The organism is Vibrio sp. 10N.261.52.A1 (assembly GCF_002876325.1).
Lineage (GTDB): Bacteria > Pseudomonadota > Gammaproteobacteria > Enterobacterales > Vibrionaceae > Vibrio > Vibrio chagasii.
Map to the genome: position 1 here is coordinate 1 of NZ_MCYD01000325.1, position 20,054 is coordinate 20,054.

At 46.1% G+C, this 20,054-nt stretch carries 16 protein-coding genes; 6 read left to right on the top strand and 10 right to left on the bottom strand.

What is annotated here, in order from left to right; all coding sequences use genetic code 11:
- Positions 1-250: 250 nt before the first annotated feature.
- Positions 251-2,023: an alpha-amylase family protein gene (locus BCT81_RS03935; RefSeq protein WP_102423291.1), complete on the bottom strand. Its 1,773-nt coding sequence runs from the start codon at positions 2,021-2,023 to the stop codon at positions 251-253.
- Positions 2,024-2,180: 157 nt separating this feature from the next.
- Between BCT81_RS03935 and BCT81_RS03940 the strand changes: the two genes are divergently transcribed.
- Positions 2,181-2,570 (top strand): DUF1294 domain-containing protein, encoded by a 390-nt coding sequence (locus BCT81_RS03940; protein WP_102423292.1) that lies wholly within the window; start codon positions 2,181-2,183, stop codon positions 2,568-2,570.
- Between the two features lie 56 nt (positions 2,571-2,626).
- On the opposite strand, the gene BCT81_RS03945 is transcribed toward BCT81_RS03940, so the two are convergent.
- Positions 2,627-3,211: a LysE family translocator gene (locus BCT81_RS03945; RefSeq protein WP_060980635.1), complete on the bottom strand. Its 585-nt coding sequence runs from the start codon at positions 3,209-3,211 to the stop codon at positions 2,627-2,629.
- A 141-nt stretch (positions 3,212-3,352) separates the two neighbouring features.
- Here BCT81_RS03945 and BCT81_RS03950 point away from each other — a divergent pair, with 141 nt between their 5' ends.
- On the top strand, positions 3,353-3,793 hold the full coding sequence (locus BCT81_RS03950) for an Lrp/AsnC family transcriptional regulator (protein WP_060980634.1): 441 nt from the start codon (positions 3,353-3,355) through the stop codon (positions 3,791-3,793).
- A 26-nt stretch (positions 3,794-3,819) separates the two neighbouring features.
- A complete protein-coding gene (locus BCT81_RS03955; RefSeq protein ID WP_102423293.1) occupies positions 3,820-4,749 on the top strand; it encodes a LysR family transcriptional regulator in 930 nt (309 codons plus the stop codon).
- A gap of 158 nt (positions 4,750-4,907) precedes the next feature.
- Here BCT81_RS03955 and BCT81_RS03960 read toward each other — a convergent pair whose 3' ends face one another.
- From BCT81_RS03960 to dsrO, 5 genes are all read right to left on the bottom strand, one after another.
- The gene (locus tag BCT81_RS03960; protein WP_102423294.1) at positions 4,908-5,969 is read right to left on the bottom strand and encodes a c-type cytochrome; all 1,062 of its coding nucleotides are present in this window, start codon (positions 5,967-5,969) and stop codon (positions 4,908-4,910) included.
- A gap of 9 nt (positions 5,970-5,978) precedes the next feature.
- The gene (locus BCT81_RS03965; protein WP_102423295.1) at positions 5,979-6,620 is read right to left on the bottom strand and encodes a c-type cytochrome; all 642 of its coding nucleotides are present in this window, start codon (positions 6,618-6,620) and stop codon (positions 5,979-5,981) included.
- Between the two features lie 304 nt (positions 6,621-6,924).
- Complete coding sequence (locus BCT81_RS03970; RefSeq protein WP_102423296.1) at positions 6,925-10,017, bottom strand: tetrathionate reductase subunit A; 3,093 nt, start codon at positions 10,015-10,017, stop codon at positions 6,925-6,927.
- Positions 10,018-10,031: 14 nt separating this feature from the next.
- Positions 10,032-11,138 (bottom strand): NrfD/PsrC family molybdoenzyme membrane anchor subunit, encoded by a 1,107-nt coding sequence (gene nrfD, locus BCT81_RS03975; RefSeq protein WP_102423297.1) that lies wholly within the window; start codon positions 11,136-11,138, stop codon positions 10,032-10,034.
- Positions 11,135-11,941, bottom strand: a complete 807-nt coding sequence (gene dsrO / locus BCT81_RS03980) for a sulfate reduction electron transfer complex DsrMKJOP subunit DsrO (protein WP_102423298.1) — start codon at positions 11,939-11,941, stop codon at positions 11,135-11,137. The genes nrfD and dsrO overlap by 4 nt, the downstream gene beginning before the upstream one ends.
- Positions 11,942-12,150: 209 nt before the next feature.
- Here dsrO and BCT81_RS03985 point away from each other — a divergent pair, with 209 nt between their 5' ends.
- The 3 genes from BCT81_RS03985 (at position 12,151) to BCT81_RS03995 (ending at position 16,150) form a co-directional block, all read left to right on the top strand.
- Positions 12,151-14,013 carry a PhnD/SsuA/transferrin family substrate-binding protein gene (locus BCT81_RS03985; RefSeq protein WP_102423299.1) on the top strand — a complete coding sequence of 621 codons (1,863 nt, stop codon included), beginning with the start codon at positions 12,151-12,153 and terminating at the stop codon, positions 14,011-14,013.
- 11 nt (positions 14,014-14,024) lie between these two features.
- Positions 14,025-14,627 carry a response regulator gene (locus BCT81_RS03990; protein WP_102423300.1) on the top strand — a complete coding sequence of 201 codons (603 nt, stop codon included), beginning with the start codon at positions 14,025-14,027 and terminating at the stop codon, positions 14,625-14,627.
- Between the two features lie 326 nt (positions 14,628-14,953).
- On the top strand, positions 14,954-16,150 hold the full coding sequence (locus BCT81_RS03995) for a tetratricopeptide repeat protein (RefSeq protein WP_102423301.1): 1,197 nt from the start codon (positions 14,954-14,956) through the stop codon (positions 16,148-16,150).
- Between the two features lie 158 nt (positions 16,151-16,308).
- On the opposite strand, the gene sstT is transcribed toward BCT81_RS03995, so the two are convergent.
- The 3 genes from sstT to BCT81_RS04010 all read right to left on the bottom strand — a co-directional run bounded on the left by sstT (position 16,309) and on the right by BCT81_RS04010 (position 19,944).
- Positions 16,309-17,523 carry a serine/threonine transporter SstT gene (sstT, locus tag BCT81_RS04000; RefSeq protein ID WP_004740432.1) on the bottom strand — a complete coding sequence of 405 codons (1,215 nt, stop codon included), beginning with the start codon at positions 17,521-17,523 and terminating at the stop codon, positions 16,309-16,311.
- 404 nt (positions 17,524-17,927) lie between these two features.
- Positions 17,928-18,992: a ribosome small subunit-dependent GTPase A gene (rsgA, locus tag BCT81_RS04005; protein ID WP_102423302.1), complete on the bottom strand. Its 1,065-nt coding sequence runs from the start codon at positions 18,990-18,992 to the stop codon at positions 17,928-17,930.
- 493 nt (positions 18,993-19,485) lie between these two features.
- Positions 19,486-19,944: a copper chaperone PCu(A)C gene (locus BCT81_RS04010; protein WP_102423303.1), complete on the bottom strand. Its 459-nt coding sequence runs from the start codon at positions 19,942-19,944 to the stop codon at positions 19,486-19,488.
- Between the last annotated feature and the right edge of the window lie 110 nt (positions 19,945-20,054).

Genomic DNA, 20,054 nt, shown 5'->3' on the forward strand with positions numbered 1-20,054 from the left:
GTAAAAATAAGAAACCTAGTGTCAATGTCACGATTTGTACTTGGTTTGCAGTGAATTACTTAGATCAACAGCTCATATCTTTAATATCAATAAGATAGGGCGTAGTGGCTAGGCGTAGAGAATAAGGATGAGAGCTCATCCTTATAAATGTGAGGAAGATATCGAAATGGTCGTCTGTTAATTTAGTTTAGGAATTAAGTTAATTATCAATTAGCCTTTATTTTCTTTCTATATAATATCGACAAGGGTTTTAAGTATTTAAATGTAATACCCAAACCAACGATGCCAGCGGTTTTAATTCAATATTGAAGCAGCCAACTCCTTCCTCCACGCGTAATTCTTGTGACTGAATAGATTCGATATGTTCATTAAGCAAGTAACTGCCATCCGCAATTTTGATTGCTTGGATTACATCACGTGGAATCACCAAGCAAACACGCTCTATAGTGTGCTGGCTGAAATTCGCAGCAACTATTGTCAGCTCTTGGTCGTCATAGCGTAGAAATGCGTAAATCGAATCACTCAAATTATTGCTTTGGTGTAAGTCTCGGTAATGTCCTGTCATTGAAGAGTGCTCAAGAGAAAAGTTCATCACCTTCTGATAAAAGTGACGCAGCTGCTTTTCGTTATCGTCTAAGATCCCGCCATCGAATGCGCCGTGGTTCATCCATTTTTGATGTTGTGGGACACCGATGTAATCGAATATGGATGTACGTGAGGGTTGTCCAAAGCCTGTATTTTCTGCCCCAGGTTCACCTACCTCTTGCCCAAAATAAACCATAGTCGGTGAGCTGCTCAATAAGGCGCTGACAAGCATTGCAGGTTTGGCAATATTTGGGTCACCTACAAGTTCAGGAGACGCGATACGCTGTTCATCATGGTTATCCAAGAAGTGCAGCATGTGGTGCTCTATGTCCATTATTTGATGTTGAATCTCGGGAATGATGGCTGTTGAAGCTTTGTCCTGCATAACGGCTTTGAGTCCATCGTATAGGTCCACTTTGTCGTATAGATAGTCCATTTTTCCTAAGTGGATGTAGTTGCGGTATAAGTCTGGCTGATATACCTCTGCCATAAGAAAGGCATCGGGTTTTTGCATCTTTATTGATGAGTTGAGATAGCTCCAAAACTCGACCGGTACCATTTCCGCCATATCGTAACGAAACCCATCGACGCCTTTATCTAACCAGAACAAGGCGATGTCTCTGAACTTAACCCAAGAGTTAGGCACATCGATGAACTTCCAGAAATAGAAGTGTTCTCGGCAATCACGTTGAGCATAGTTACTCGGTAATTCAGGGAAGTCCTTTGAACCGTCAGGGCGCACACCGTAATTGATCTTCACAGTTTCATACCAATCGTCGAAGTTGGGTTTAGCTAGGCGTGAGCCATTACCAGTCCATTTAGCGGGCATTTCGACAAATGGAGAGTTTAGGGCTAGATGTTGTTCACCACCAAGTGGAGTAAAGTCAGGCTCGATATTCGGAAGCTCAAAAGGGGTGTTGGGGATGTAGTAGAAGTTATTGTTTCTGTGGTATTCGAGTGTAGTGTCATCGTGAGCACCAAAGTCACTGACGCCTTGTGGGTTATTCAGCCCCTCATAATGACGCGCAACGTGGTTAGGGACGATATCGATGATCACCTTTAAGCCGTGGTCGTGACTTCTTTTTATTAGCGCCTCAAACTCCTCTAGTCTGTGCTCGGGATTATCAGCGAGATCAGGGTTAACTGAGTAGTAATCTTTTACGGCATAAGGAGAGCCCGCACGTCCTTTTACCACGCTTGGGTGATCGTCTGAAATACCAATGTGTTTGTAGTCATTGATTAACGCGTGGTGAGGAACTCCGGTATACCAAATGTGAGTCATTCCAAGCTTGCGAATTTCAGATAGCGCTTTTTCTGTAAAATCACTGAATTTACCTACGCCATTTTGTTCAATGGTGCCCCAAGGGACATGTTGGGTGTTTTTATTGCCAAATAAACGCGTAAAAACTTGGTAGATGGCGTACTTTTGGTTGTACATATTTATAATTCCTTTAACTTCCATCATGTTATGTAGGGATGAAAGGGCTTGTTTATTTTTTGCAGGCTAACCGAATTACAATACGCCTTACTCATCCTTATCAAAATCTACAGGGCGTAATTGCCACAGTATGTGAGCTGTTACCCAAAAGGAGTTGATGTTGTCTTCATCTATTCAAATCGCGATCACTTATTTGGTTCTGGTGGCGGTGTCTGTGTTGTTTGCGGAAAGCTCAAAAGTGCTATTGGCGTGGTATTTAGTTATCGGTGTCGTGACGTTTTTTGTGTACGCGAAAGACAAGCGAGCCGCGATTAATGGTAATTGGCGCGTGCCAGAGAAAACTCTGCACATCTTTTCGGTAGCTGGTGGTTGGTTAGGGGCTTTGATCGCACAAGATAAGCTACGTCATAAAACACAAAAACAGCCGTTCAGAGCTATTTATTGGTTAACAGTGTTTATCAATGTAGCGGCGTTTGTCTGGACGTTAACTCCGGTCGGGCAGGCAATGTTTGGTCGTTGGCTTGGTGAGCTGGTGGGTTACTTTTAACGAGAATAACGGTTAGCAGCAGAGTACTAACCGTTAAAATACAGAAGTTATTCGATTTAGAGCATCGGAATGGTCGACGCTAATAGCAAGCCTGCCATACCATAGTTGAAGCTTTTGATGCGGACTGGCGTTGTTAGCCAGTGTTGTAGCTGCTTACCTGCTGCCGTCCAGAAGGTCACCGATGGCAGGTTAGCTAGTGTGAAAATGGCTGCGATGATTGCAAGCTCCCACCATGAACTGCCACTGCTATAAACAGAAATGGCTGTCAGTGCCATTGACCAACCTTTCGGGTTAACCCATTGAAAACTTGCTGCGCCAATGAAGGTCATCGGTTTATAAGCTTCAGTGCTTTTCGCTTTTCCACTCTTGGCTATTTTAATTGCGAGGTACACCAAGTACGCAAGGCTCAGGTATTTCAATACTTGGTGAGTCACCGGATAGGCGTTGAAAACCCCCATTAAACCAAAGCCAACCAATAGCAACATAGCAGCAAAACCTAGAGCAATGCCAAGCATGTGTGGAATGGTGCGGGCAAAGCCAACATTGGCACCAGAAGTCATGAGCATGATGTTATTTGGACCCGGCGTGAAGGTCGAGACAAACGCAAACAAGGCAAGTGCGCTAAGTTGTTCTAAAGGCATAATGGTTCTCCAGCAATAAAATGAACGAAGTGACTGACCGGTCATGACTTTCACGTGTTGAGAAACATAGTAGGTGGAAAGTGAGGCAATTATGTGCTTTTATTTCCTCTATTATCACCAAATGCACAATAATAAGTACTTATGGATAGATTTGACGAAAGGATATTGCAAGAGCTTAAGTTGGACGGCAGAATCTCCAACATTGAACTCTCAGAGCGGATTGGCTTGTCGGCTTCAGCGACGTTAAGGCGTGTACAAGATCTTGAGCGGAAAGGCATCATTCAAGGTTATCGTGCGGTTCTCGATAACAGTTTGATGGGCGTGGGTTTTATCGCCTACGTTTCGATCGGTTTATCAAGCCACAAAAAATCTGCTCAATTGGAGTTTGAAGAGCACGTCGCTATGGAGAAAGAGGTGGTCGAGTGTCACAACATCACCGGAGCCAATGAGTACTTGTTGCGAGTCGAGACTAAAGACTTGCCGAGCTATAAGAAGTTTCATGCCGATGTACTAGGGGAATGTGCTCAAGTTCAATCGATCACAACCATGGTGGTGATGGATACCCCTAAAGATGAACGTTAATCGAGCTTAATATCAGGAGCGGCACAGTGCCCAATACCAATCAGTTGTTATTGTTCTTAGATGTGGTTCAACAAGGGTCGTTTACCAAAGCGGCAACCTTGCACGACATGGACAATTCCTCTCTCTCTAAACAGATCAAAAAGCTTGAGCAAGACTTAGGTGTTCAGCTACTCAACCGTTCTACTCGTTCGTTTTCGCTGACGTCAGCTGGGGAAGATATTCTTGCGCAAACCTATGTGCTGAAAGACACCATCAATCAGATACAGGGCATTGCTGATTCCTATCAGTCTGAGCCTAAAGGTGTGCTACGAATTACGTCACCGATCTATTTTGGTCAGCAATACCTGCAACCTATCATCACTCAGTTTATGAGAAAGTACCCGGATGTTCAGATCGTACTTTCACTAGACGACAAGATCGCTAATATCATCGCAGGGCAATTCGATATCGCCTTTCGCTTCAGTAAGCTGGTGGAATCGAATTTGATTGCAAAGAAGATAGCCGACAGTAACTTCATGCTGGTCGCCTCGAATGACTTTGTTGAGCAGCATGGTAAGCCGAAAACGCCACAAGATCTGCTGTCTCTGCCTGCGGTGATTTATACCAATGGTGATATGACCGTTGATCATCTGAGAATCAGTGAAGAGCCGTATGGCAACACTTTCCAGAGCCTGACGATTCGTGGTAACTACAAGGTGAGTGATGTTCGTACTATGGTATCTTGTGTGAAAGATGGATTAGGTTATGGCTTTCTTGATCAATCAAACCTGTACGCATCGATGAAAGAGTTGGGCTTAGTGACATTGCTACCTGATTACGCCATCTCAACAGCGGATACTGCTATTTACGCTGTATACCCACACCGCAAGCAGACCAAGTTAGTGAAAGAATTCATCACTTCAGTGCAAGATTATATTGGGTCGCCAACGATTTGGGAGAAGATGCAGCAAGATTGACGGTTTCTCTGCCATATCAAATCAAAAAAAGAAGCCAGAACGTCACTCGTTCTGGCTTCTTTTTACTTTCTTAGCGCTCACTAATTGACAATGTAAAATTAAGCTATAGCGGGTGTGAGCGGCTTTTTTTCTCACAAAGAGTGCTTCTTTAATCGAAGTTAGTGATTGTGAATCACCTCTTTACCACTTGGGTGAGCTTTTGTCCCCAGTACGTGGTCATCCACTTCTTTGCCATAGTAGCCTTGATGGTTGTGGTAGCGTTCTGCATTTGCAGCCACATCGCCCTTGTACCTCGGATCTTGTGGGCGCTCATGGCTATTCACAAACGCGGCTACATCCCATGCCTCTTGAACGGAAAGTTGCTGACTCTTACCAAGCGGCATGTTTTCGTAAATGAAATAAGCTGCTGTGTTTATACGGTGCATTCCCGCGCCCCAGTTAAACGCGTTTTCGCCCCACAATGGTGGGAAGTATGATCGGCCGTCTGCTCCTTTAATACCCTCACCATTTTGACCATGACAGGTTTGGCAGCTGGTTTGGTAAACCTTCTCGCCACGCGCGATAGAAGGTTCTTGTTCTGGATTCGCGATCTTAGGGTAGCCACGACCTGCTAATTTACTGCGGCCATCGATTGGGTATTTACTTAATAGCTCTTCAGGAAGAGGGAAGCTTTCTGTTTTACCACCGACTTGCAAGTCTGCATCGCTGATCTCAGGAACTGGCGTGTCTTTCATACCGTTTTTATCCAAGATGCCGCCCATCGCCAACCAGTAGGAGTAAGCGCTGAGTGCGACCAGTTCTTTTGAGTCTAAAGCTGGTGCGATTCCGTTCATTGAATAGGTGAAACAGCCTTGAATACGCTCAGCGTAGCTGTTGACCTTGTCGTTTTTCTTACGATAAGCTGGATAGGCCATGTACGCGCCCCATAGTGGCGCTGCATTGGGCTTCATGCCTGCTTGCATGTGGCAGTTAACACAGTTTTGCTCGTTGCCTACGTATTCGTCGCGCATCTGTTGCGAGTCAACAAACAGTGAGTAACCTAATTTTACTTTGTCGCCAAATTCTCCTGCTGGGATATCCACTAAGTCTCGTGGCACTAGGTACTTGTTGTCTTTCACTTTTTCGACGGCTGGCAGCTCGGTTTGGCGATCGGGTAATTCAGCGTCCGCATAAACGAGTCCAGAGGCAAGGGTTGCGGTGATTAAAAGTAGTGTTTTCATGCTAGCCCTTTAGTATCGAAAAGATGCGAAGTAGTAAGACAGGTTCTTGATCTCATCGTCGGTCAATTTGCCTGCGATGTTGCCCATCATGTTCAAATCATCACCCTTGCGAGTGCCGTTTTTCCATGCGTTAAGCTGAGATTGAATGTAGTCGGCATGTTGGCTCGCAAGGCGTGGAAACTTGTCTACGCCCATTCCGCTTGGTCCGTGGCAGGTAGCACATGCTGGAATGTTTCGGTCCCAGTCGCCCTGAAATACAAGCTTGCGATACGGGTTTTCGATATCTGCTTGCGAGCCACGCTGTTCTAAATCGGTGAATTCGTATGAAGGGAGAGAGGCAAAGTATTCGGCAACTTCGCGACGAATAGCAGGATCAGACACGCCATCGGCCATGCCTTTCATGATCGCGCTTTGACGCTCTCCACTAGAGAATAGAATCAATTGATGTTCTAGGTAGTCAGCATTCAGCCCAGCAAGCATAGGGGCGATGTTAGGCATACCTCTCCCGTCAGCTTGATGGCACCCGCTACAGGTTTCTGCGGCTTCGGGCATTGGGTTAGGCGCTGCTTGTACAAAACCGGATAAAGAAAGGCTTCCTAAAGCAGCGATGCAAAGCGTGAGAGTTTGAGTTTTTATATTCAGCTTAATCATGAGGCGTCGCTATTGGTTGTAATGCACGCATTTTCGACATAATTGATTGCTCGCGCTATTGTGGATTTCCACATTAATTCACTCGGAACTTGAGGTGAGTCTCACGTAAATAGGCTCAATCAGCCTGTTTTGACCTTAGAGATAAGCATAGTTGCTTGAGGGCGGTGGGGCTAAAACTTAAAGGGAAGTGGTGAAAAGAATAGATAGAGGAAGGTTTAAGTTGAATGAGGTATCTGAAAAAAGAGCAACTCCGAATAATGAAGTTGCTCTGTTTATTTTATTATTGGACTAAGCTTACCGAGATTTAGACCTTGTAGATCTTCGCAGGAAGCGCCTGTCTTGCTGCTGCGCCGACTACCCAATCTAGCATTACGCCTTTGCCCTCTCTCGTCGGGTCAATCAGACCAATATCATTAATGTTAACGCCATCGTTGGACTTCATCTTCACTGGTTGTTGTGTATCGCCAATCCAGTGTGCACGTTTACCTAGCTCTTTGTGACCAAAGCCATGCTCAAAGCCTAGTGTTCCCGGCTTGATGCCATCAATCACCATCGCCAACGCCTTTGTGGTTGCGCTCGGTGTTTCAATGGCAAATACGTCACCGGTTTTGATGCCCGCTGAAGAGGCGTCTTGCGGGTGAATGTACACCGGATTCACACCCTTGATAGATTCTAAGCGTGGTGACAGGTTAGACACTGCACTGTGAATGTTGGACTTAAAGTTAGTCAGGGTGAATGGCCACTCTTTTGTTGGGAACTGCTCAGCTAAAGGTGTACCGTCTGCAAGCTTTTGTGGATGCCACGTTGGGCAACCTATGTACTGCTCGCCACTGATGGTATTGCGAGAAGTACCGAGCTTTTCATTCCAGATAGCTAGTGGTTTGGTCCATTTGTACTTCATGGTTTCGTTGGTGTAGGCATTGGTAGCGTCCTCAAAACGACCGCCACGTGCAAAGATGTACGCTACCTTGAGCATTTCATCCGGCTTAAGCGTTTCTTTCATCACAGGCATTAACCGTTCCAGGCCAGACCAAACAATGTCTTCAGCCTCAACATTCGGCACGCCACCTTTAGCAAATGCTAAGTTCGCCGCAGAGCGCAGGTAGAAGTCTTCTGCACTGTGGATACCGTACCAATTGCCTTGGTTGTCTTTGATTGCATTATCACCAAAGCCGCCCAAGTCGAGCGCTTTCGCGACATCAATAAAGAAGTTCTCTAGGTTGATGGCGCGGCCGTCTTGCGTGCGTGAGGTTTTAGGCTCAACAATCGGCCAACGAGCAGTGATCGCCTTTGTTGCAACGCCATGCCACGGTGTTGCCATACCCCAACTCTCATAGGTTACTGTATCAGGCACGAGATAATCTGATAGTGCTGTGGTTTCATTGATGAAAGCATCGATAGAGACGATCAAACCGAGTTGTTTTGGATCCTTGAGCTTCTCGCCTAATAGGTTATCTAGCCCCGGAACGCCATAGAGTGGATTGGCCATGTGGTTGATCCACGCTTTTGCGCGGTAAGGGTAGCCATCAATGGCCGCTGATAAATGCTCGGTTAACAGCGGTGCAGAGATCGGGTACCAAGGTGCTCGCGTTGGATATGGAGATTCACCGGCAGCAACACGACGCTTGTATTCGCTGGTTTTGTGATAAGGGAATTTACTACGAGATAAGAACACACCTTGCGGCTTCGTCTTACCCTTGAACTTGGTAAAGTCGTAACAAGGGCCAGCAACAGAAGTTGGGTAGCCGCCCGCTTTCGCCATCGCCCCGCCTTTTGCGTTGATGTTACCGATCAGCGCGTTCAGCATCAGAATAGAGAACGAGTTGTAGAAGCCATTAGTGTGCATGTTGCCACCGTGAGTATCGACGACGGCTTTTGTCCCGTAACTGGTAAAGCGTTTCGCCAGTGCAATGATCTGATCTTGTGGGATTTCACATTGCTCGCTGTAATAAGCAAGGTCATATTTGAAGGCTTCTTCTCTCAATCTTTGTAGAGAAGACTTCACACGAACGGTTTGACCATCAATTTCTACGTCTTGATCGACAAATAACGCCGCCTCATCGACCTGAACATTTGATATTAATAGTGACATTGTCACATCTAGTGCGATGAATGCATCATCGTCAGACATCGGTTCGCCTGTATCTAGCAAGCCAATATCCGATGCGCGAAGCATGCGTCCGTTTTGTGGGTGCGTTTCGTCGCTGATCACTAGGTGAGATGCATTACACCAGTGTGTAGTGCCTGCTTTCTTCATCGCTTGTGCGCTCGGGCGAGACAAGAAGTCATGATTGTAGCGCTGATTTTCGATGATCCATTGGATCATCCCTAGAACTAATGCTGAGTCGGTGCCCGGTTTGATCGGAAGCCAGTTGTTGCGATCGCCCGCCGCAAGGCTTGACGATCCTGCCGGAAGGCTCGGCGTCACTATGGTGTAGCTCAGTTTTCCGTTAGTACGAGCCTCGGCCAACTGTCGTGCTTGGCGCTTAAACGGGTTGCCTGCTTGAGCCGGAGACATACCGATGAACAGGATGAACTCGGCATTGTTGAAGTCGGGTTTTAAGTGCGAGAATTTGTCTAAGTCATTCATGATTGCGCCAGAACCTGCGCGGAATGCGTAGCCACAGTAAGAGCCGTGGTGGCCGAAGTTACGAGTACCATAGCTGTTAAACGCAAAGCGTTTCAAGATATCATCACGGCCTTCATTGCCGGCATTGGTTACCAATAACTGGTTGGCTTTTGGGCCGTATTCAGGGTTGTTTGGATCTAGCGGTGTTTCGATGTCGCGAATCGAGCGTAAGCCTTCCACTTCGCCTTCACCGAACAAGTCACCCCCTTCGGTGATCTCAGAGATTAGCTGTTCGTAGCTGATTGGTTCCCACTTGCCTTCACCACGCTTACCAACACGTTTTAGCGGTTGAGTGATTCGGTATGGGCTGTTTTGAATCTCTAACATGCCGTTACCACGGGCGCAGGCTGTCGAGCGATTATTTATGCCTGATTCACCAGACAAGCCAATGTAGGCCTCTTTCACTGGTGTTTTGAGCGGGATTTGCTGATCACTTGATAGCGGGTGGTATGGGTTACCTGAGATACGTAAGATCTCGTCATTGCGATTATCGATACGCACACGTAAGCCACACAGTGTCCAGCAGCCAAAACACATTGAAGGAGCAACGCGTTGGTTTGGGTTTGGCGAGATCTTACCTTGTTCATCGACACTGTATTCCGTCTCTAACGAGTTACCGTGATGGATGTGTTTAGTTTTCTTACCTGCAGTGCCATCGATAGCACCGTGAACCATGTGCTTTGTGGTTGTCGCATAACCTGCAGCAAAAGCTCCAATACCACCGGCAGCAAGGCCTGCTTTTAAAAATTGACGACGTTTGTTATCCATGATGATTCCTTAGACTACAAGCTATGTGAGTGGGTAAGTGGTGACGATGTTTTTGTTCCAGAGCCAGTAGACACGATTTCAGAAGCGAACAACGCAAGTGCTAACCAGAGACCACACATACCGACAATGCCAAGTAAACCTGAGCTACCCATTGGCAGTTCATAAGGGAATGCACCTACATCAAAACGTGGAATGGTTTGAACTTCCATCATGGTTACCCAGCGTACTGCCCATGCCGAAACTATGGTCGCAAGTGCTACACAGATAATTCCTAACTTGCTTTGAGATAAGCGTTGTAGAGGTAGAACCAAGATCATGCACAACAAAATGCTGGTGGTCATGATGCCTAAATTAATGCCCCAAGCGTCGTCCTCATACAGGTTGAAGTGACCATGGTTAGAAGCCCAAATCGACGTAAGAATGATGGCGAGGCCGCCTGTTAGGGTAATAGTTCTTTGTACCAGAGCGAGGTCGGTTGCTTTTAAGCTTGGCTTGCTTGAAGGCAGCAAAGCCCAAATCAACAGCGTTAAGCCCGTTGCAGCAAAAAATGCAGTCGTAAACCAAAGCAGTGGAGAAGCCGGTTGATGCCAAAGCGGTCGGCTCGCCAAAATTGCAATCTCGGCACCTGTATAGAGCGCGATGCTTAGGCCCGAAATGGCCGTCACAGCAGCGAGTACAATCATTAGTTTTGCTGAAACCTGCCATTGGCCTAGGGTTAACCAAGACAAGCGTTTTAGAAGCGGGTTTTCACTTTCTTTAAGTTGTGCGATGTCATCACGCAAGTAAACCCAAGCAGTCGCGACAGCCAGACCAGAGAACAAAGGAAGAAACAGAGAACCCAGTGACATCCATGACCAAGGCGTGATGTGAGCGTAGAAGTGCCACGCACGTCCAGGTTGGTGTAAGTCACCAGTAAGGGCTAATGGCCCAACAATCGCGCCAATGGACATTACTAATACAAGGGCTGAGCGGAATTGATGACTGGTCGAGTTTTTGAAAATCAGGGCAATCAAAAACAGAATAGCCGCCGCGTAGGCTGAACCAATGTAGAAGAAATATTGAACCGCCCACGGTAGCCAAGCAATCTCTTGAGCGGGAACTAACACCTCGGTGATATTCATGCAGTTTCTCCTTGTTTGCTAGAAGATGAGTTCTCAATGGCGGCAGGATCATAGATCGCTGGTTGCCCTTCGATATGGCTAACGAAACGTTCGTTCATGCCGATATAGAAAACATGTGGGTTGGTGTTTTGCTCTGGCTTAAGCACCTTGATGTCGTCTTGGTTTTCATTGAGCAGGCGATTGATTTCGCTGTTTGGATCTTTAAGGTCACCGATTACACGTGCGCCGCCGACACAGGTTTCCACACAAGCGGGCAGTAAGCCATCTTCAAGGCGGTGTGCACAGAAGGTGCATTTGTCGGCTGTCAGTGTGTCGTGGTTAATGAAGCGAGCATCGTAAGGGCAGGCTTGAACACAATAAGCACAAGCTACGCAGCGTTCGTTGTCGACCATGACAATGCCGTCTTCACGTTGGAAGGTCGCTTGAACTGGGCAGACTTTAATGCACGGTGCATTGTCGCAGTGATTGCACAGGCGAGGCAGCATGAATGACTTCACCTCTTGTTGAGTTGTTGAACCATCATCAAGGGAAACTTCATACTGTTTTACGGTGGTTCTGAACTGGCCAATCGGTGCTTGGTTTTCAACGCTACAACCCACTGTACATGCCTGACAGCCCACACATTTACGCAAATCAATAGCCATGGCGTAGCGTTTGCCTACTTCACCTTTGCGGTCTGGTTGGTTGTTATTGCGAATGGCTGTGCTTGCGACTGCGGTGTTGATTCCGGTAATGGGAATGAGCGCAGCACCGGCGGAAACCTTACCGAACTGGCTGAGAAACCGTCTTTTCAATGAGTCCATATTGGTACCTATAAATGGGTATTCGTTCTGTTGAGCTCATTGTCAGATTTTGACCCTACACGGGGTATTGTGGATTTCCACATTCCCAGATCAAAGTTGATCTAGAACAAATGTGGTTTTCGCTATCTAGCTGTTATGCTTTATTTAAAAGTGCTTCAACGCGTTGAGAAATCATTGAATAGGTAATCCGATTGAATAAAGAGATGTCCGTGACTGTTCGCAACTTCATCACATTCATCAGTACGTGCTGCTTGAGCTTGAGTGCAGGTATTTGTTTCGCTGCTCAAACGGAACCTGTTTCAGTAGCGACAAGTACGATTGAATCAGATCAGACGATTGAAGTGGGTGTTTTAGCCATCAGGGGGAAACTTGCAGCACAACAACGCTGGCAACCAACGATGGACTGGTTGTCTGAGCGTATCCCGGGAAAACACTTTGTTCTCAAGCCTTTTAATTTGGAAGAGATGGCGGAAGCGGTAAAGAAGGTCGAGGTTGATTTTGTTATCACTAATCCCGGCCAGGCGGTTCGTTTAGGTCGTCAGTATGACCTCTCTTGGATGGCGACCATGACCAGCCACAACTACAACGATCAGGGTGTGAGCAGCACGCGCAGTATCGGCTCAGCACTGGTGGTCAGAAGAATGTCACTGTATATCTCATTTGAACAACTGAGCGGAAAGCCAATCGCGGCGGTTTCTGAAAATGCGTTTGGCGGCTACCTCACCATGCGCTATCAAGTGATGCAGGAAGGGCTGAACCCTAACCAATTTTTCTCTAATACTCATTTCTTGGGCTTCCCAATTGATGCGAGTCTGTATCAACTGCGAGAAGGCCATATTGAAGCGGCAGTCGTCCCTGCCTGTTTAGTTGAAAACATGATCAGTGAAGGATTGTTGGTGGCCGATCAATATCGTGTTATCGGCAACCAAGCCCCTGAAGGATTCCGATGCCAAGTGTCTACACCTCTGTATTCCAACTGGTCATTTGCCAAAACGGAGCGAGCTTCTTCTGCACTGGCTAAGCAAATGAGTCAGGTGCTATTTGCGATGCCAAAAAGCAGTGTGCCTGCCATTGCAGCGAATGCCTCGGGCTGGACATCACCAACCAGTTTGCTGCCTATCGATAAGCTCTACCAGCAACTCGACATGCACCCGTTGCAACAGCCATGGTGGAAAGAAGCGTTAATCTGGCTTAAATACAATCAGCAGTGGGCATGGGCGTTCTTCTTGTTAGTTGTGTTCTTGAATGCTTACCACTTTTGGTTGGAGTACAAGTTCAGCCGCAGCAAAAAGCAGTTAGAAGCGACACTTAACAAGCTAAAGAGTAAGAGTGAACAGTTAGAACATTCTCAACGCATTGCCGTCGTGGGTGAACTGGGGAGCAGCCTCGCACATGAGATCAATCAACCTTTGGCGGCTATTCGAAACTACAGTGAAGGTGGTCTGCTACGTATTTCCAAAAACAAACCAATCACCGATATTGAACCTGTGTTTGAGAAGATCCAATCACAAGTGGATCGTGCAGACGCGATCATTCAGCGCCTAAGAAACATGATAAAGAAACGCTCAGCAGAGAAGTCAAAGGCCGATATAGAGCAGTTGCTAACGGACACTATTGAGCTACTGCAATTCCGCCTTGAACAGCACCAAATTACCATTGAGCGCTACGTCGTTGGTCGACCTATTGAGGTCTATATTGACCCTGTGGGCCTCCAACAAGTGATAGTCAACCTTATCAACAATGCGACCGATGCGTGTAATGCCCAGCAGCAGCGCGCGATGTCTGATATTGATAACAAAAACGACGAGCCAGCGACAATTAAAGTGATTACCGAGTATCAAGCCGATAAAATGATGTTGTCAGTTATCGACAATGGCACCGGATTAGATTTTACCGAGCATCAAGTGACTCAAGCTTTTGTGAGCAGCAAAGAAAACGGTCTGGGTCTAGGGCTTGCGATATGCCAAGACGTAATTGAAGACCACAGCGGTCAAATGAGCATTACGTCTCTCACGCCACATGGTTGTCACGTCGCGGTGACGTTGCCTTTCTCTCTTTCAAATGATTCATGAGGAATCTTGTTATGTCTGAACTTCATCAAACGTTACCGGTCTATGTGGTTGATGACGATGAATCAATGCGCGATTCATTGGTGTTCTTACTGGAAGAGCATGATTTTACGGTGTCAGCCTATCAAGATGGCCCGAGTTTTCTAGAAGCCGTTGATTTAAGTGCGGCTGGGTGTGTGGTGCTCGATAGCAGAATGCCGGAGATGAGAGGCCAGCAAATTCATGAACTGATATTGAAAGCACAGAGCCCGCTTTCGGTTATTTATCTTACTGGTCATGGTGATGTACCTATGGCGGTAGAAGCGCTGCAGGCTGGCGCGGTGAATTTCTTCCAGAAGCCGGTCAAAGGCGGAGAGTTGGTTGAGGCGATTAAGCAAGGTTTAGTTGCCTCAGAAAAGCATTTGCACATGAACGTGTACCGTCAAGCCTATGCTTCGTTAACTGAGCGTGAAATCGATATTCTGAAACAGATTATTGACGGCAAGCGCAATCAGAAAATTGCCGATGAGCTGTGCATCGCAGTAAGGACAGTTGAAGTTCATCGAGCTAGTTTGATGAAGAAGTTTTCTGCAAAAACGGTCGCTGAGTTAGCTTACATTTATGGTCAATTGACCTAGTCATAGCGGTATTTGGTCATAAGTTTTGAATCATCAGTACCTGGTGAGCGGTTGAGCCTCGTTTGATGAAAGGCAAGCTCGAGAGACCATCCTTATTGAAGCAAGATCACACGATTTGTGGGTTGCGTACGGATTAGTCTTTGCAGACTTCTTATCGTTATGTATTCCTGAGATACTGAATCAAGTTTAAGGCGGAGCGTGTAGGGACTGCGCCTTTTGTCACCATCAGGGCTAATAGCCCCAGAAATTAACTACTCAATATAGGCTGCTTGTGGCCGATATAGGGTAGAACGAAACCGAATTAGGTTAAACATTTTATGAGTACAATGGGAATCGCAATTGGTGCGACGGCTCTTTCGTTAATACTTGTTGCCGTGTGGCTGATTTCTTTATCACTGAGAAAACAGCGCTTGGAACAAGAACGTAAAGCGCGTGCTGTCGCTTACCGAAAGGCGATTGAAAAAGCACGTATCCAAGAGCAAAAAGAGCGCCACTTTAAAGCAGAAACCGGGCATGTCCCGTCGATTCTATTTTTGGCGAAAGAAGCGGAGCGTAACAATATTAAGGAAGCGTTATATTGGTACGATAAAGCGGCGCATTTGGATAATGTCAACGGCATGTACGGCATTGTGCGTTTGAGCATGAAGCGCAAAGAAGACCTGATTTTAAGAGAGCAAGCTAACTTCTGGCAACTTGCGATCGCAGCCTTAGACAACGACATGTCGGCGAAATTTGAGATGGGTAAAGCGCTAGTTCATGGGCGTGGGACCGTAAAGAACATTCCCAAGGGTTACACCTATATTGAGGAATCTGCCGCTGGTGGTAATACCGAAGCGATGCTGTTCATGGGTGACTGGTGCCTAGACAAAGAAAACCCAGACTACTCTGCAGAAAGCTCTGTTGATTGGTATCGCAAAGCGGCTGAGAAAAACAACCTAGACGGTAAGATTAAACTGGGTATGAGCTACTTAAATGGCGTCGGCGTAGAGCCTAACCATGGTGAGGCTGTGTACTGGTTTGAGACAGCAGCAGAAAAGAACAGTGCAGAAGCGATGTTTAGAGCCGGTGAAGCATGGATAGACCATGGTGAAAACGGTAATGCGATTGCTTATATTTGGCTATTCCTATCTGCTCATTTTGGCTATTCAGAAGCTAAGCAGCAGCGAGATAAAGTAGGTGGTGAGCTGGGTGTCGATGCGGTTGTGGGCTTACAAGCGCTGACTAAACCGATAATGACGAAACTTACCCAACAAGCAATCACCAAGCACTCAATAATCAAAGCGCTCAATAAGCTCTATAAACGCAATATACCGATTCCAAAGAAAGTGAAAGAAGCGTTTGATGAAGAGGGTGAGTCATTAAATGTAGAGGCTAGCCATTTAGAAACGTCGCTATCGAATACACAAGAAGCGAACATCGATTACAGTCAGCAATCGAATACAGAGCAAGCACCAATAGAGAAGCAAGCCAATCAGACTAGTGACCCTCTAGACTTTAGTCAGTCTAATTGGAGCAGAAGCTAATTAGTGGTGTTCACTGGATTATCCATGGGACATGTTATCCATCGTGATAAGTTGAATACAGCTTGAGTGTATATAATGAAATTCAGATAACAAAAAGGGAAGCAGATGCTTCCCTTTTTCTTTATATAGCTTTTGGCTTGAGAGCCAATAAAGGCATATTAAGCTTTATTCTGCTCAGCTTTACATACAGCAGCGGTGAACACTACGTCTGTCGAGCTGTTAAGCGCTGTTTCAGCAGAGTCTTGAATCACACCGATGATGAAACCTACCGCTACCACTTGCATCGCAACATCGTTCGAAATACCGAATAGACCACATGCTAGAGGGATAAGCAGCAGTGAGCCACCCGCAACACCAGATGCACCACATGCAGATACCGCAGCAACAAGGCTTAGTAGGATAGCAGTGAAGATATCAATCTCAATACCCATGGTGTGTACAGCAGCCAGCGTTAACACAGTGATAGTGATTGCAGCGCCAGCCATGTTGATGGTTGCACCTAGTGGGATAGATACAGAGTAAGTGTCTTCGTCTAGGTTTAGTTTCTTACAAAGGTTCATGTTTACTGGGATGTTCGCAGCACTTGAACGCGTGAAGAATGCAGTTACACCTGATTCACGAATACATTGGAATACAAGAGGGTATGGGTTCTGCTTTGTTTTAACGAAAACAAGCAGTGGGTTAACCACTAGAGCAATGATTAGCATTGAACCTAGTAGTACCGCTAGAAGTTGACCGTAGCTTGCTAGCGCCTCAAAACCAGTGGTTGCGAAAGTCGCTGAAACTAGACCGAAGATACCAAATGGCGCTAGGCGAATGATGAAGCGAACAATGTGTGAAACACTGTGGCTTAGATCTTCGAAAACCGCTTTGGTTGTTGCAGATGCGTGGTGCAGAGCAAGACCAAGACCGATAGCCCAAGCAAGAATACCGATGTAGTTTGCGTTCATTAGCGCGCTAACTGGGTTGTCTACAAGCTTGAATAGAAGCGTGTGAAGAACTTCACCAATACCTTGAGGAGGAGTAGCACCTTCCGCGCCAGCAACCAGTGTCAAAGTGGTTGGGAACATGAAGCTAAGTACTACTGCTGTTAGTGCTGCAGAGAAGGTACCAATCAGGTAAAGCACGATGATTGGACGCATATGAGTATGCTGACCTTTCTTTTGGTTTGCGATAGAAGCTGCAACAAGAATGAATACTAAAATTGGGGCAACAGCTTTCAGAGCGCCAACAAACAGACTACCTAAAAGGCCTGCGTCTTGAGCTGCTGAAGGAGAAACCATGGCGAGAACGACACCGAAAACAATACCAGCAAGGATCTGTAGGACAAGATTCCCACGAGCGATGCGGGCGAGCATGTTGTGATTTTGCATAAAGTACCTGCAATTGTTAATTTATTATAGTGATGTATCTTTTATAAAGTTGTACCGATTCCAACTATACACTAGTGGAATGGGCGGTCATATTAGCGGGATCGTAGCGGGTGTCTAGGAATAGTTTACTTTTAGTGTGATTGTTTGCACTACGTGGTGTTTTTAGAGCTAAATGTTAAATAAATGTATTTTGATTGAGCTATAAATCTGCGAATTCATATTTGATGGAGCTAATATACTGTAAATTAGAGGATGTAAATGGCGATTGGTAAGAACATTGTGTGCGTAAATAGTCACTTTCTTATCTAATTGAAACAAAAAGCCCCACGCGATTGACACGTGGGGCTCGGTGTTTCAGCTCAGCGTTGAGCGATTAACTCAGATTACCGTCAATATCCAACTGCTTAAGCTGAGCCTTTCTTGATGTCACGGCTTTCTGACTGTACGTTTCGGTACATCTTGGAAAGCTGCTTATTGTTAGCGCGTTGCTCTGCAAGAGAAGCGCCGTTTCTTGCTTGCTCTCTCAGTAGCTTTTGATAGTTAGTAAATCGTCTTTCAGACAGTTCACCACTCTCAATGGCTGCCCTTATCTTGCATCCCGGCTCTGATTCATGATGACAATCAGAGAAGCGGCAGTGCATTGCTAACTCTTCGACGTCTGAAAAAGTTTCACTCACGCCTTCAGCGCAGTCTGCAAGTTGGAGCTCTCGCATTCCTGGAGTGTCGAGAAGCAAGCCACCTGATGCGAGCAAGTGGAGTGATCGTGATGTGGTTGTATGACGACCTTTACTGTCGTCTTCACGAATACCACCAGTTGCCTGCGATGCTTCACCTAGCAATGAGTTAACCAAAGTCGACTTACCCACACCAGAAGAGCCCATTAGCGCGACGGTCTTGCTGTTTTTACACCAAGGTGACAGCACTTGGGTTGAGTCCTGATCTAGGCTGTTGACCGCTTCGATCATGAGCATCGGGTCTAAGCTTTGTACCTGTCGTACTTTGTGTTCGTAGTCGTCACACAAGTCTTTCTTAGTTAGGACGATAACCGCTTCAACTTGTGCTTCATTGGTAAGTGCTAGATAGCGTTCAATGCGACTCAGATTAAAGTCGTTGTTTAATGAAACCACTATAAACACTGTGTCGATATTGGCTGAAATATATTGTTCAGCCACACGACTCCCAGCAGCTTTTCGGCTAAAGAGCGATTGGCGTTCGAGTAAGCGATCGAATTGCAGTTCAGAGTTCAATATTACCCAATCGCCAACGGTCATTGCGGGTTGGTTGTGATGAATGGGTAGAGTAATTTCGCCCTGTTCAGATGCCAATGTGTAGCCACTGCGATGGTGTGCGGTGATACGTGCGATCACTGAATGGTCGTAATCTTCAAGTGTCAGTTGTTGTTGAAATACAGGTTGCCATCCAAGTTGTTGAAGTGATATTGGATGAGAAAATGCAGTTTGTGAATTCATGTCTATTTACCCAGACGTGCGAGCTTTCATTTCTTTACTTCTTGTGGGATCTCTTATCGTTGGTGAGACCAAAAGCGTTAGAAGCTCAAAAGCGTCGAGACGTCAAAAATGCGTTAGAGTTTGGGTCGAATTCAAATAGATAGGACCCCGGATTGATTCATGCGTAGTGAACATGCTTTGATCGTGTGCGATCAAGTGTAAACCGGGTAAAAGTGTGCGGTAGGCAGCTGGTGGCTTAATGTTGGTAGTTCGAGATTAAAGTTGGCTTAACCAAACAAAATTAACGCGTTACTTTTACTGCCAGTTTTAGTGTTTTCATTACAATCATCTTCTCTTCTCCTTGGTTATTAATGTGGTCACGCTTTGCACAGAAAGCGAACGCAGTTTAACAAAAAGCCACGATGGCGAGAAGTCATCGTGGCTTATTTTGTCTATTTTTTTACCGATGTGTGTTGCGACTCTTAATAAGACTCGTAAGCATCAGTTTCTAGAATTAGTGATGATCGTGATTCATCTTTTTCATGCCGCTCATTACTTTCTTAACGGGTGCTTCGAAAGTTTGTGTTTCGCCATTCGCGAAAGTCAGTGTCATTTCGATCTGCTCACCTTCTTTTAGACCATTTTTAAGGTCGAATAACATAATGTGCAGGCTGCCAGGCTTAAGTACGGCTTCACCATTAGCAGGGATTGTGATCTGTTGAACCTGACGCATTTTCATCACGTCACCTTCAACGATAACATCATGAAGCTCTACCTTACCTGCAGCTGGTGTTGTCGCAGAAACGATAGCGCGATCTTTGTCACTATGGTTCATTAGGGTCGTAAATACTGCGCTGTTCACCGCTGTTGGCGGTGTCGCACGAGCGTACGCGTCATGTACCATGATGTCGCTTTTTGCGTGAGCAAGAGGAGTGAGCAATAAGCCTGCTAGAGCAAGTGCTTTTAACTTCATGTTGTTGTCCTTATTGTTTTATGTGTTGGTCTGGGACCTGACTTTACGTTTCGAACTCTATTGGTTGAGTTCTTTATTTTTGTACACGCTGTTTCTAGAGCTTCTAGAGC